The 12,839-nt window shown below is 59.5% G+C and carries 7 protein-coding genes, 2 rRNA genes, 5 other RNA genes and 4 pseudogenes (1 of these 18 only partly in view); 6 read left to right on the plus strand and 12 right to left on the minus strand.

Going from position 1 to position 12,839, the window contains the following annotated elements:
- Position 1: 1 nt before the first annotated feature.
- Both J5I97_RS18965 and J5I97_RS18970 read left to right on the plus strand, forming a co-directional pair.
- Positions 2–385 (plus strand): SH3 domain-containing protein, encoded by a 384-nt coding sequence (locus J5I97_RS18965; RefSeq protein WP_208588178.1) that lies wholly within the window; start codon positions 2–4, stop codon positions 383–385.
- Positions 382–1,851 carry a dihydrolipoamide acetyltransferase family protein gene (locus J5I97_RS18970; RefSeq protein WP_208588179.1) on the plus strand — a complete coding sequence of 490 codons (1,470 nt, stop codon included), beginning with the start codon at positions 382–384 and terminating at the stop codon, positions 1,849–1,851. The genes J5I97_RS18965 and J5I97_RS18970 overlap by 4 nt, the downstream gene beginning before the upstream one ends.
- A gap of 83 nt (positions 1,852–1,934) precedes the next feature.
- Here J5I97_RS18970 and J5I97_RS18975 read toward each other — a convergent pair.
- Both J5I97_RS18975 and J5I97_RS18980 read right to left on the minus strand, forming a co-directional pair.
- Positions 1,935–2,875 (minus strand): annotated as a pseudogene (locus J5I97_RS18975) (IS481 family transposase).
- 407 nt (positions 2,876–3,282) lie between these two features.
- Positions 3,283–3,600: a hypothetical protein gene (locus J5I97_RS18980; RefSeq protein WP_208588181.1), complete on the minus strand. Its 318-nt coding sequence runs from the start codon at positions 3,598–3,600 to the stop codon at positions 3,283–3,285.
- Positions 3,601–3,895: 295 nt separating this feature from the next.
- Between J5I97_RS18980 and J5I97_RS18985 the strand changes: the two genes are divergently transcribed.
- The 3 genes from J5I97_RS18985 (at position 3,896) to J5I97_RS18995 (ending at position 5,763) form a co-directional block, all read left to right on the plus strand.
- Positions 3,896–3,972, plus strand: a non-coding RNA gene (locus J5I97_RS18985) — sX9 sRNA.
- Between the two features lie 215 nt (positions 3,973–4,187).
- A non-coding RNA gene (locus J5I97_RS18990) (sX9 sRNA) lies at positions 4,188–4,263 on the plus strand.
- A gap of 207 nt (positions 4,264–4,470) precedes the next feature.
- A complete protein-coding gene (locus tag J5I97_RS18995) occupies positions 4,471–5,763 on the plus strand; it encodes a DEAD/DEAH box helicase (RefSeq protein ID WP_208588182.1) in 1,293 nt (430 codons plus the stop codon).
- Positions 5,764–5,876: 113 nt separating this feature from the next.
- On the opposite strand, the gene J5I97_RS19000 is transcribed toward J5I97_RS18995, so the two are convergent.
- The 7 genes and pseudogenes from J5I97_RS19000 to J5I97_RS19030 form a co-directional block, all read right to left on the minus strand.
- The gene (locus J5I97_RS19000; RefSeq protein WP_208588183.1) at positions 5,877–6,209 is read right to left on the minus strand and encodes a DUF6172 family protein; all 333 of its coding nucleotides are present in this window, start codon (positions 6,207–6,209) and stop codon (positions 5,877–5,879) included.
- Between the two features lie 361 nt (positions 6,210–6,570).
- A non-coding RNA gene (locus J5I97_RS19005) (sX9 sRNA) lies at positions 6,571–6,646 on the minus strand.
- 62 nt (positions 6,647–6,708) lie between these two features.
- Positions 6,709–6,897, minus strand: a pseudogene (locus J5I97_RS20240) (hypothetical protein); the annotation flags it as partial.
- A gap of 30 nt (positions 6,898–6,927) precedes the next feature.
- Positions 6,928–7,001, minus strand: a non-coding RNA gene (locus tag J5I97_RS19015) — sX9 sRNA.
- A 62-nt stretch (positions 7,002–7,063) separates the two neighbouring features.
- The gene (locus J5I97_RS19020) at positions 7,064–7,498 is read right to left on the minus strand and encodes a VirK family protein (protein WP_208591831.1); all 435 of its coding nucleotides are present in this window, start codon (positions 7,496–7,498) and stop codon (positions 7,064–7,066) included.
- 210 nt (positions 7,499–7,708) lie between these two features.
- Positions 7,709–7,788: non-coding RNA, sX9 sRNA (locus tag J5I97_RS19025), on the minus strand.
- Positions 7,789–8,010: 222 nt separating this feature from the next.
- Positions 8,011–9,420: an FAD/NAD(P)-binding protein gene (locus J5I97_RS19030; RefSeq protein WP_208588184.1), complete on the minus strand. Its 1,410-nt coding sequence runs from the start codon at positions 9,418–9,420 to the stop codon at positions 8,011–8,013.
- 292 nt (positions 9,421–9,712) lie between these two features.
- Here J5I97_RS19030 and J5I97_RS19035 point away from each other — a divergent pair.
- A pseudogene (locus J5I97_RS19035) lies at positions 9,713–9,823 on the plus strand (3-oxoacyl-ACP reductase); the annotation flags it as partial.
- Between the two features lie 10 nt (positions 9,824–9,833).
- On the opposite strand, the pseudogene J5I97_RS19040 reads toward J5I97_RS19035, so the two are convergent.
- The 3 genes and pseudogenes from J5I97_RS19040 to J5I97_RS19050 all read right to left on the minus strand — a co-directional run.
- Positions 9,834–9,953, minus strand: a pseudogene (locus tag J5I97_RS19040) (IS5/IS1182 family transposase); the annotation flags it as partial.
- A gap of 207 nt (positions 9,954–10,160) precedes the next feature.
- Positions 10,161–10,275: ribosomal RNA gene (gene rrf / locus J5I97_RS19045) — 5S ribosomal RNA — on the minus strand.
- Positions 10,276–10,445: 170 nt separating this feature from the next.
- Positions 10,446–12,839: ribosomal RNA gene (locus J5I97_RS19050) — 23S ribosomal RNA — on the minus strand (it continues 487 nt past the right edge of the window).

Below are 12,839 nucleotides of genomic sequence, written 5' to 3' on the forward strand. Positions count from 1 at the left end.
CATGCGCGCCCGTCTGCTCTGCGATTATGACGCCGCCTACGCCAACCCGATCCGCTTTCGCGCCGGTCAGGAAGTGACACTTGGCGTTCGCGATGAAGAGTGGCCAGCCTTTGCCTGGGTCAACACCGGCGCAGGCCATGCTGGCTGGGCGCCGGTGGCATGGCTACGCCCGTTGGGCCATGGCAAGGCCGAAGCCCTGCGCGACTACGACGCACGCGAACTCGATGTCAAACAGGGCGAGGACGTGTTGCTGCACTACGAACATGGCGGTTGGTGGTGGTCCGAGCGTGCCGATGGCATGCAGGGCTGGCTGCCGGCTGCCGACCTCGAACTCCTCGACGACGCCACGCCGCAGCTGCCTGCGGCGCAAGAGAATCTACAATGAGCAACAACAAGAATTTCCACCTGCCCGACCTCGGCGAAGGCCTGCCCGACGCCACCATCGTCGAGTGGTTCGTCAAGGAAGGCGACAACGTATGTCTGGACGACCCGCTGGTGTCGATGGAAACCGCCAAGGCGGTGGTCGAAGTGCCCTCGCCGTTCTCCGGCACCGTGGTCAAGCTCGCCGGTGCCGCCGGCGATGTGATCGTCACCGGCGGGGTGCTGGCGCAGTTCGCGCTGGATGGCTTGCAACCGCAGCGCGCCGATGGTCAGGACACCGGGCACTCGCACGGCCCTGCGCCGACGCACACGCCCAGCACGGGTGACAGCGCCGCCGGGAATACGACGCGCGTGGTCGCCTCCGATAACGGCGGCGAGATTGCCGATGCCAATTCCAGTGGCGAGAGCGAGCGTGACGACGCCGGCACTGTCGTCGGCGCGATGCAAAGTTCCAATGCCGTGCAGAGCGAGCAGGCAATTGCCGTCGGTGGCGTGCGCGCGATGCCAGCGGTGCGTGCGTTGGCCCGTAAACTGCGCGTGGACCTGAGTCAGGTGCGTGCTAGTGGCCCGGACGGCACGGTCACCATGGCCGATGTAAAGCAGGCCGCCGCTAACGGCACCGCGCAGCGCGCGCCGACCTTCCCTGCAAGCGGGGGAGATGATGGTGTCAGCGGTGCCACACACGCACACCAAGGCGCACCCCGCGCAGACTACGGTTACCTTCCTCCGCCTGTCCGACAAGGTACGCGAAGGGCGGATGAGGGCCAATCCCGCTCCACACTTTCGGCAGCCGGCAAACCGATGCGCACCCAGTCGCCGGGGGTAGCCGTCACGGGCCAGCCGGAACAGCTCAAGGGCGTGCGTCGAAACATGGCCCGCGTCATGGCCGATGCGCATAGCAAGGTGGTGCCGACCACACTCAACGACGATGCCGACATCCATGCCTGGCAGCCCGGCAACGACGTCACCGTGCGGCTGGTGCGCGGCATCGTGCGCGCCTGCCAGGCGGTGCCTGCGCTCAACGCCTGGTTCGATGGCCACGCACTGAGCCGCACCCTGCACACCCAGGTGGATATCGGCATCGCAGTGGATACCGAAGAAGGCCTGTTCGTGCCGGCGCTGCGCAATGCCGACATGCTGGATGCGCATGGCATTCGCGAAAGCGTCAACCGGCTGCGCCAGCAGGTCGAAAGCCGCAGCATCGCGGCTTCAGAACTCAGCGGCTACACCATTTCGCTGTCCAATTTCGGCGTGTTCGCCGGCCGTTATGCGACCCCGGTGGTGGTGCCACCATGTGTGGCCATCGTGGCCGCCGGCCGCGCGCGCTACCAGCTCACCCCGGTGATGGGCGGCGTAGAAACCCACAAGGTGATGCCGCTGTCGCTGACCTTCGACCACCGCGCCGCCACCGGCGGTGAAGCCGCACGTTTCCTGCGTGCGATGCTCGACGACTTGGCAGCTCCAAACTAGACGCCTTCCGCGGTGGCATCCCAAGACGCCACAACGCGGCGTGGAAGGGCAGCAGCAAGCGCTTCGCAGGCTACTCCGTTTGCCTAGGTGTTCAGTCCCGGCATTAGATGGATCGGATTCACCTTGAACCGCTCGGGCTCGGATGTCCACTGTTTGCAGATGAATTCGTACGGTGTCAGACCCTTCAGGGCTTTGAGTCTGCGAGCGAAGTTGTAGGCGTCGATGAAGTTGGCCAAATGCTGTTGCAGTTGTGCGTGGTCGTCGTAATGGAAGCGTTTGACAGTGGCTTGCTTGATCGTCCGATTCATCCGCTCGACCTGCCCGTTGGTCCAGGGATGCTTGACCTTGGTCAGGCGATGTTCGATGCCGTGCTCCTCGCAGAGGCGACTGAAGAGATGCACGAAGGCGTAGCGGTCGGAACTGCGGTTGGTGAACTGGATGCCGTTATCCGTCAGAACCGTATGCAGGGTGTAGGGCACCGCCTGAATCACATTGCGCAGGAACTCAGCTTGTTGGCCGAGGGATGAAGCTCGGTGAGCGCAAACTTGGACGTTCTGTCGATGGCCACGAACAGATAGAGCTTGCCCTGGGCCGTCTGCAGCTCTGCGATGTCGATGTGGAAGTAGCCAATCGGATAGTGCTTGAACTGCTTTTTGGCAGGTTTGTTGCCTTTGATGTCTGGCAGTCGCGAGATGTCATGGCGCTGCAGGCAGCGGTGCAATGATGAGCGCGTCAGATGCCGGATGCTCGGCTGCAGTGCGTGGAGACAGTCGTCCAGCGGCAGCAATGTGTGCCTGCGGAAGGCGACGATCGCCGCCTCATCCTCAATGGACAACACCGTGGAACGTGGGTGCGTCGGCCCAGTTGGCAGATCCGCAACCGAACTGCGCTTCTTCCACTTCGCCACCGTCTTTTGATTGATGCCGTAGCGCTTGGAAAGCGCTCTCAGGCTCTCTTGACTCTGTTGTATCGCTCGACGGATCGCCTCTGTCGTGGTGGCGCTCCCATGCAGAACCTGGCCCATAGTGCTTCCTTCCATTCGAGGGAAAATAATGCACCATCAAAGCCTGGGATCAAACACCTAGTTCAGTCGCGTGGACACGATGCAGACGCGAACATGATCATCAGGGCTCGCAGTTTACAGGCTGTCCCATTGGGCTCCTGGTGCTGATGGAAAAGGGATCGCCCCGTTTCTGACGCTACTCCTAGCTAGCCTTCTGACTTTGGCTTGTAGTTCTGCCAGATATTCGACTCTTGCTCCCAGGGCGGCGCGCACTGTTCAAATTCAAGTGATGCCTCGTGGGCGATTCTACAGCATGTTGCACTTCGCTATAGAACTGAACACGCTGCTGGTAGCCGGAATCGTCGCGATTGCGATAAAGGTGCCTTAGCTCCGAGCCGGTGACGCTTGTCCCAACGTAGTATCCATTTTTATAGAATGGGTTTTTGGCTGGCGCCGAGGTCATCTCGCCATGACCACACAGGCCACAAGGCGACATCGCGACCGGTCTCAACAGCGAAAGAAAGGGCACCTTTGGATTTTTTCTTGAAAACGTTGGTTTCATTGAGGGCCGCCTGCTTCTCTATCTCGCGGTAGTTTCTACCTGCCAAGGCTACTTGATCATCAAGCATCGACATCGCCCTGCTCATGTCAGGCGTTTCGTTGCTGAAGTTCTCTCTGTTGTGATCATTCACGGCGGACGCCCACTTCGGATTTGATCGCAAATGATCCGCAAAATTCTGATCCAATTCCGGACAGCGCTCCTCCGGGTCGAATGATAGATGACCACCCAATAACTGACGTCCAGTAATCGGGATATTTTACAAGCTATGCATCATGGCGGCTTCGTCGCCGTCATGTGCCCATAACACGAGTTTATCCTGTATCTCCTGGCGGCCAAAGAAAAGCGTATTTTCAGTCTCTCCAACAAGGCGACGCTTGGAGCTTTCTGGCGCTTGCGATCGCTTTGGCGCGGGCCTAAGAGCGGCTAACAAAACGACTGCGCTCACCGCCAGGCGGGCGCGGCCGGTGCTCCGAATCGGCATGTACCACGCGCGTACACTCCGTTCCTCCGCGCCGTCCGCACCCACCTGACGACTGCTCGCTACGTTTTGTTAGCCGCTCTAAGACCCTCGAATCTTCCGGATGAAGCTGTAGTAGAACTGATAGAATCGCGACTAGGGCATTCTTCTTGGTAATGTAACGAATTCACAGTGTTTGTTGCCGGAGATTTCGGCAAGCCACTGCACTTGGAGATACATCAACCCATCTTGGCTACCTCGCATTAAGAGCGGCTAACAAAACTACTGCGCCGCCGCCAGTGCTCGGAATCTGCATGTACCACGCGTACACTCCGATTCCTCCGCGCCGTCCGCACCCACCTGACGACTGCTCGCTACGTTTTGCTAGCCGCTTCTAAATTCTGGTCTGGCGTGGCGTTGAGCATCGTAGTGGCGAATAATCCAATCACCACTGCCCCTCACTTTCTGCGCAAATACGAATTGGCTCGCAAGAATACGAACGGGCCTCGACACTGAAGGAGCAGCAGAGCCTGCCATCCACCGCGATTGCAACACCCATGAATGCAATTGGCGCCACCAATCATAGATAATGTCCGCATGTCATTTACCCATCTCTCGCTGTTGCCGCAGCTGCAGCCATTTTTCGACACCGCGCTGGCACGCGCCGGTCACCACACTCCCACGCCGATCCAGGAGCAGGCGATTCCATCGATGCTGCAGGGGCGCGATCTGATAACGATGGCGCAAACCGGTTCGGGCAAGACGCTAGCCTATGCACTGCCGCTGCTGCAACAACGCTGCCTAGCGCCCGACACCGCGCCACGCATGCTCGGCGCACTGGTACTGGTACCCACCCGCGAACTCGCCGCGCAGGTCGAAGACACGTTGCGTCAACTGGCCGCACATCTGCCGCGGCGGCTCAAGATCGTTGCGGCCACAGGCGGCAGTTCGATCAATCCGCAGCTGCTCGCCTTGCGCGGAGGTGCCGACATCGTGGTGGCCACGCCCGGCCGGCTGCTGGATCTGGTCGATCACAACGCACTGCGCTTGAGCGATGTCGCCACGCTGGTACTCGACGAAGCCGATCACCTGTTGGAGTTGGGCTTCGGTGCCGAGCTCGATCGCATCCTCGCCTTGCTGCCCGCGCAACGCCAAAGCGTGCTGTTTTCGGCCACTTTTCCACCCGGCATCGCCTCGTTGGCCAAGCGTCGTCTGCGCGATCCGCTGCGCATTAACATCGTCGCCACACCGCAGGATGCGCCAGCGATCGAGCAACGCGCGATCGCTGTCGATGCCCGCCAACGCACGCAGCTGCTGCGCCACCTGCTGCAGGAACACGGCTGGCAGCATGTACTGGTGTTCGTCGCCAGCCGACATACCGCCGAGAAAGTGGCCGAAAAACTGACCAAGACTGGCATCAACGCGCAACCGCTGCATGGCGCATTGAGCCAGGGCCGCCGTGATCGCACGTTGCAGGGCTTCAAGCAGCACGACGTGCAGGTGCTGGTCGCCACCGATCTGGCCGGACGCGGTATCGACATCCAGGCGCTGCCGGCAGTGCTCAATTACGACCTGCCGCGCTCCACCGTGGACTACACCCACCGCATCGGCCGCACCGCACGTGCCGGCGCCAGCGGCATCGCGATCAGCTTCGTCACCGCAGAGAACCGACACCAATGGCGCCTGATCGAGAAACGTCAGCGCCTGCGCGTACCGACGCGTATGATTGCCGGTTTTGAACCGACACCGGCGACGGATGCGCCTGCCAGCGAGGCGCCGAATGCGGATGTGTGCGCACCGGACAACAACGGCGGCGTCAAGGGCAAGCGGCCGAGCAAGAAGGACAAACAACGCGCGACAGCTGCGGCACAGGCGGCACAGCCCGACTGAAAGCGGCCAATTCCGGGGGATGAGTCGTTGTCGGGAAGGTAGACGGCGCGCAAACAGCGTCTGGACAGTAGCAACGTAGCGGCGACAGGCCGCCACGTCTGTGCGGCAACTACTCAGTCCTGCTCCAAATCCAGCTCGCTACCAACGTTGGCGTTGGCGTCTACGCGCGGTGTGCGCTTGCCAGGCTTGCGCAGGATTTCCACGAAGAACTGGTCGTCACCTTCGGCGGCGAGCGCAGTGATCGAGCGTATCAGCTCGGCCGACGGCAGCGGCGCAGCGCTGGCCTCGTCCACACCCAAACGCATGTCGAAGTCCCAATAATCCGCCCCTTCCGGCAAGTCCTTGCGGCGCTCGCGGCGGATGTACTTGCGGATATCGTTCTTGCTGGACTCCAGCAGACGATCGCGGTTCTTGCCTTCGAGGTTGAGCTGGTAGGTCTTGCGCATGGCGACATCGGTGGGAACTGGCCGCCTAGTGTGGGGCCACATGGCCGTTGTGGGTGAATCGTCGGCTATTGCGGGCCTGCCGGGCGACAGATCCCTGGCAACGCCGGCTTGGAAGCGCTTGAGTGCTGCCATCGCCGGTGCAGCGCCAACTACTTATCCAATGTCACCAGGGACCACCCGCCGTTATCGCAGCTGTATCCGGCGCGCTCGATGCGCGTTGCAATTCCCGCTTGGAACACATCAATACACTCCGCAGCACCTCAGCCCATCGCCGCCGCCGACGTCTTGCCAAGTCGCTGAGTTTGTTCGAATCGCTTGTCGGCTACGATCACTTTATCGGCGTGATCCTAGAACTAAGAGCGGCTAACAAAATGTAGCGAGCAGTCGTCAAGTGGGTGCTCACGGCGCGGAGGAACCGGAGTGTACGCGTGGTACATGCCGATTTCGAGCACCGGCGCCGCGCCGGCCTGACGGCGGCGCAGTCGTTTTGTTAGCCGCTCTAAGTAGGCCATCCGGCCAGATCGTTTTGCTGATGCAACGACTTGATCGGCGGTGCTCTAGAACCGCTAAAACCAGATGATGAAGCAAGCGAACGCAGCGCCAGGTGGATATCTGTATCTCTGCGGCGTTCAAAGCCGATGCGCAACTTGTCCATCCCTGTAAACCAGGCATGTGTGCGCTTGACTACCAAGTGGCTTTGTTAGCCACTCGTAAGAATGGCTAACAAAACGTAGAGCAGTTGTCAGATAGGAACGGACGACGCGGAGGTACAGCAGCATAGGCGCGGTATATGTCGCACCGAGCACCGGCGGGCACCCGCCTGGCAGCGAGAACAGTGGTTTTAGAAGTCGTGCTCAATCGGCGTGGAAACGAATACCATGATTGATCGCACATTGATACGCCAGCACCGACCCACGTTGCCGCAGACCCGGCAGGTCGTACATGTAAGTGGTGAAGCGCACACTGCCATCGGCACCCAGTTGGTAACGCATGAATTGCTGGATCGGTTTGCCGTCATTGGCCACGGTGAAGTGCGAGTCAGAAAACGCGGCGGTGCCGTCTTTGGTGATGCGATACGCATCGATATGGAGGCCGCCGCGGGTCTGACTTAGTGGCGTACCTTGTTCGGGTGTGCAACGGCTGAGATCGATGCTCAGGCTGACATCGTCACCGGCTTCAAGGGCCGCGAGCACTTCAGCACGGGTGTTAAGCGATGTGCTGGCCCAGGCGGGCAGCGCACACCCGCAGAAGAGCGTGGCAACCAAAGCGGCGGGAGCAAGACGGGGCATGGCGGACTCCAGGCAGATAGGGAATGAAGCGACGTCGACTTTAGTGACTAGCAGGGCGAGCAACATGACCTGATCCTGTCTGGACCGATGCATTGAGCTGCGCATCACGCTGCATGATTGCGCTGTTTGGCGAAGGCACTGCGTGCGTGCCGAATGTTGGCTATGCCTGCGCGCAGAGGCTGATGATTGAGCGATCGAAGTCTCATTAGTGGCTAAACACAACAACGTAGCGAGCAGTGGCCAGGTGGATGCGGACGGCGCGGAGGAACCAGAGTGTACGCGTGGTACATGCCGATTCCGAGCACCGGCCGCGCCAGCCTGGCGGTGAGCGCAGTCGTTTTGTTAGCCGCTCTTAGAGTGCAAGTGCAGACGACACGGATATTGGATGCATCACGCGAGCGCTTGACGCACGCAATAGGACAGTGGCCGGCGTGCACCAACCGGGATCAACATGCATCGGCGAGAAAGGATAAAGCCGCCCTCCCAGCGGGAGAGGGTCACGCTACAACGAGCTACAAACGCGCATTAACCTCGCTCGGCACATGCTCAGCCTCCGGCTGTAAAGCCGGTGTTGCACCTGGCAACAACCGTTCGGCCAGCGCCCGTGTGGCCACGCGCAACTCGGGCACGGCAGTGATTTCCCAATAGCGCCCTCGTAGTAGCGGGCCTACGCAATACAGCCCCGGTACGATCTGCCCGGTGCCATCGCGCACGCGCAGTTGTGCATCGGTGTCCACGCCAAGACCCAGTGAGTCGGCACACAACAAGCCCGCTTCGCGCATGCCGGCGATCAACGGATCGCTGGTGCGATCAATGTCGGTATCCAAACCCGTCGCGCGAATCACCGCGTCGTAATGGCCGGTCTGCGCATCGGCAGCGCCGCGCGGGCGCAGTACCGCTTCGACGCCATCGGGCACCCAACGCGCACGCAGTAACCGCGCTGCGACGATCTGCAGTTGCCCGGATTCCTGCAATTGCGCGAGCTGTTCCGCTGCGCGCGGTGCCACACGATGTCGCGCCACTTCCCAATACGGGCGCAGATGACGTAGGAAGCCTGCACGCTGCTGCAACTCCAGCCGCTGCCAGAGTGGTTGCAGATGCGGGCGTAACGCATCCACCACACGCCGCCAATCGTCGACCACGGCACTTAGCTGACGCACGCCGCGCAGCAGGCTAAGCAGGTCGGCATCCTTGAGCGCGCGTTGCAGATGCGGCGGCAATTCAAGCGCCGCACCGGGCTGGCGCAGATGCGCTTGCGGTACCAGCCCGCGTCGCGAAATTGCCAGCAAACGACCACGATGACCGCGCGCATGCAGGGTCAATGCGACGTCCACCATGGTCAGCCCGGTGCCGACAATCAGCACGTCGTCGCCCGGCGACAACCGCGCCAAGGCATCGCCTTGCCACGGCCAACCGATGTAACGCGGATGCACACTCAAGCGCGGGCCGATGCCGGCCAGTGCCTGCGGTTGCAACGCGCCCACTGCCAACACCACGCGGTCGCTATGGAACGCATCGCCATTGGCGAGAAACACGCGAAACCCCTTGCGCACGCGCTCTACCGCCACCGCTTCCTGCGACAACCGCATGATCGACGCCTGCGCGCCGCTTACCGCGGCATCCAGCTCGCTGCGCAGATAATCGCCATAGGCCAGCCGCGGCAGAAACTCTAGCCGCCCGCTATCGCCCAAATGCAGACTGTCGGCGAATGCACCCGGCGCCTGCACATCGATGCCCAGATCCTTCGCACGCACGTTGAGCAAATGCTCCGGTCGCGCCGCCCCATATGCAATGCCGCTGCCGAAGGTCTCGGCTACGCCGACCAAGGTGATGCGAACCTGTGCATCTGCCATCTGCGCCAGCGCACGGACCAACGCAGTGCCGCAGAAGCCAGCCCCAATGATGGTGATATGGGTTTCCATATACAATTTTCCGCTAAATTGAACTGCACGTTGTGCCCGCGGCGCGCCGCAGGTGTGTAAACAAATAGTTAGCGACCAGCAACTCTAAATGCATCAGCTGATCGCTGTTAGTGATGAGGCTTGCGTTGCAGGCCAGGCGCGCAGCGCATTGCAGAACCATGACAGCGTACGCAACCGCAGCAGAGTGCTGTCGCCGGCCTTCCACGACTTCAGGCAACGCAGCTTTGCGCAGCAGGCGCGGTGGCATGATCGACACCAGCGTGAACTCGCTGTTCGATAATGCGGGTTCGCGCAGATCGAAGCCTATGTGCAGGCCGCCGCACATGCGCTTGATGGTTTGGATTTGGTGATCAACAACGGCTCCGGACACGGCAACGCAAGCTGGCAGGCCCGGATGTCGATGTGATGGCCGCGATGCGCTCGCGCACGCCCGTATTTACCTGATCGAGCTTGCGTTGGATGTCGCGCACGCCCCGTGCCAGCCCTGTGCGTTGACGTCGCAGGATGCGCCGCATCCGCTTGAACTGGCGTGCATCCACAGATACAGCAGGCCAGCCATGAAGCACACTGGCAGTGCTGGCACGCCTGTGCGGCCTATAAAGCGTTGCGGTGATTGGATGTTGAGGGTTTTTCAGGGACGACGACTTATCGGGTTCTCGGCCTGGTCCATCGATGGCGACATGACCTTTCGGTCAAGAAGAAACCCTCCATCGTTACGGATGGAGGGTTTCGGGTAAAGCCCCTGGCGATGACCTACTCTCGCATGGCTTGAGCCACACTACCATCGGCGCAGCTGCGTTTCACTTCCGAGTTCGGGATGGGATCGGGTGGTTCCACAGCGCTAATTTCACCAGGGAGACGTTTGGAGAGTCGCCAGTTTTTGCTTCGCAACAAGCGTTTGCACATTAGGTGCAAGCGTTTGCGTTGAAGCGCATACGGCGCTCGTCTCGCATAGTTAACTCGTGACGTAGCTTGCATTTGATGATCTACCAACGTTCGTTGGGACCAAGGCAACTTGAGGTTATATGGTCAAGCCGCACGGATCATTAGTATCAGTTAGCTCAATACATTGCTGTACTTACACACCTGACCTATCAACCACGTAGTCTACATGGTTCCTTTAGGGGGCTTGTGCCCCGGGAAGTCTCATCTTGAGGCGCGCTTCCCGCTTAGATGCTTTCAGCGGTTATCGCTTCCGAACATAGCTACCCGGCAATGCCACTGGCGTGACAACCGGAACACCAGAGGTTCGTCCACTCCGGTCCTCTCGTACTAGGAGCAGCCCCTCTCAAACTTCCAACGCCCATGGCAGATAGGGACCGAACTGTCTCACGACGTTCTGAACCCAGCTCGCGTACCACTTTAAATGGCGAACAGCCATACCCTTGGGACCGACTACAGCCCCAGGATGTGATGAGCCGACATCGAGGTGCCAAACACCGCCGTCGATATGAACTCTTGGGCGGTATCAGCCTGTTATCCCCGGAGTACCTTTTATCCGTTGAGCGATGGCCCTTCCATACAGAACCACCGGATCACTAAGACCTACTTTCGTACCTGCTTGATCCGTCGATCTTGCAGTCAAGCACGCTTATGCCTTTGCACACAGTGCGCGATGTCCGACCGCGCTGAGCGTACCTTCGTGCTCCTCCGTTACTCTTTAGGAGGAGACCGCCCCAGTCAAACTACCCACCATACACGGTCCCTGATCCGGATAACGGATCTAGGTTAGAACGTCAAGCACGACAGGGTGGTATTTCAAGGATGGCTCCACTACAGCTAGCGCCACAGCTTCATAGCCTCCCACCTATCCTACACAGACGAACTCAACGTTCAGTGTAAAGCTATAGTAAAGGTTCACGGGGTCTTTCCGTCTTGCCACGGGAACGCTGCATCTTCACAGCGATTTCAATTTCACTGAGTCTCGGGTGGAGACAGCGCCGCTGTCGTTACGCCATTCGTGCAGGTCGGAACTTACCCGACAAGGAATTTCGCTACCTTAGGACCGTTATAGTTACGGCCGCCGTTTACTGGGGCTTCGATCAAGAGCTTCGCCTTGCGGCTGACCCCATCAATTAACCTTCCAGCACCGGGCAGGCGTCACACCCTATACGTCCACTTTCGTGTTTGCAGAGTGCTGTGTTTTTGATAAACAGTCGCAGCGGCCTGGTTTCTGCGACCCTCTTCAGCTATAGCTCGCATGAGCCACCAAAAAGGGTGCACCTTCTCCCGAAGTTACGGTGCCATGTTGCCTAGTTCCTTCACCCGAGTTCTCTCAAGCGCCTGAGAATTCTCATCCTACCCACCTGTGTCGGTTTACGGTACGGTCTTCGTGAGCTGAAGCTTAGAAGCTTTTCCTGGAAGCGTGGTATCAGTGACTTTGCCATAAAGGCTCGTCTCGGTGCTCGGTCTTGAAGAATCCCGGATTTGCCAAAGATTCAAACCTACTGCCTTTCCCCGGGACAACCAACGCCCGGTACACCTAACCTTCTCCGTCCCTCCATCGCACTCACGCGAGGTGCAGGAATATTAACCTGCTTCCCATCGACTACGGCTTTCGCCCTCGCCTTAGGGACCGACTAACCCTGCGTCGATTAACGTTGCGCAAGGAAACCTTGGGCTTTCGGCGTGCGGGCTTTTCACCCGCATTATCGTTACTCATGTCAGCATTCGCACTTCCGATACCTCCAGCAGACTTCTCAATCTACCTTCACAGGCTTACGGAACGCTCCTCTACCGCGCATAAAACAAGTTTTATGCACCCCAAGCTTCGGTTCACTGCTTAGCCCCGTTAAATCTTCCGCGCAGACCGACTCGACCAGTGAGCTATTACGCTTTCTTTAAAGGGTGGCTGCTTCTAAGCCAACCTCCTGGCTGTCTGTGCCTTTCCACATCGTTTTCCACTTAGCAGTGAATTTGGGACCTTAGCTGTGGGTCTGGGTTGTTTCCCTTTTCACGACGGACGTTAGCACCCGCCGTGTGTCTCCCGGATAGTACGTACTGGTATTCGGAGTTTGCAATGGTTTGGTAAGTCGCGATGACCCCCTAGCCATAACAGTGCTCTACCCCCAGTAGTATTCGTCCGAGGCGCTACCTAAATAGCTTTCGAGGAGAACCAGCTATCTCCGGGTTCGATTAGCTTTTCACTCCTAATCACAGCTCATCCCCGTCTTTTGCAACAGACGTGGGTTCGGGCCTCCAGTACCTGTTACGGCACCTTCACCCTGGCCATGACTAGATCACCCGGTTTCGGGTCTACTGCCCGCGACTATGCGCCCTTATCAGACTCGGTTTCCCTTCGCCTCCCCTATACGGTTAAGCTTGCCACGAACAGTAAGTCGCTGACCCATTATACAAAAGGTACGCAGTCACTCTTGCGAGCTCCTACTGCTTGTACGCACACGGTTTCAGGATCTATT

It is taken from the genome of Xanthomonas fragariae (assembly GCF_017603965.1).
GTDB lineage: Bacteria > Pseudomonadota > Gammaproteobacteria > Xanthomonadales > Xanthomonadaceae > Xanthomonas > Xanthomonas fragariae_A.

Bases quoted from the DNA above. Each gene is read 5' to 3' on its own strand.
- J5I97_RS19020 (WP_208591831.1), bottom strand. From the start codon at position 7,498: ATGCCCCGTCTTGCTCCCGCCGCTTTGGTTGCCACGCTCTTCTGCGGG.
- J5I97_RS18965 (WP_208588178.1), top strand. From the start codon at position 2: ATGCGCGCCCGTCTGCTCTGCGATTATGACGCCGCCTACGCCAACCCG.
- J5I97_RS19000 (WP_208588183.1), bottom strand. From the start codon at position 6,209: ATGCGCAAGACCTACCAGCTCAACCTCGAAGGCAAGAACCGCGATCGT.
- J5I97_RS18970 (WP_208588179.1), top strand. From the start codon at position 382: ATGAGCAACAACAAGAATTTCCACCTGCCCGACCTCGGCGAAGGCCTG.
- J5I97_RS18995 (WP_208588182.1), top strand. From the start codon at position 4,471: ATGTCATTTACCCATCTCTCGCTGTTGCCGCAGCTGCAGCCATTTTTC.
- J5I97_RS19030 (WP_208588184.1), bottom strand. From the start codon at position 9,420: ATGGAAACCCATATCACCATCATTGGGGCTGGCTTCTGCGGCACTGCG.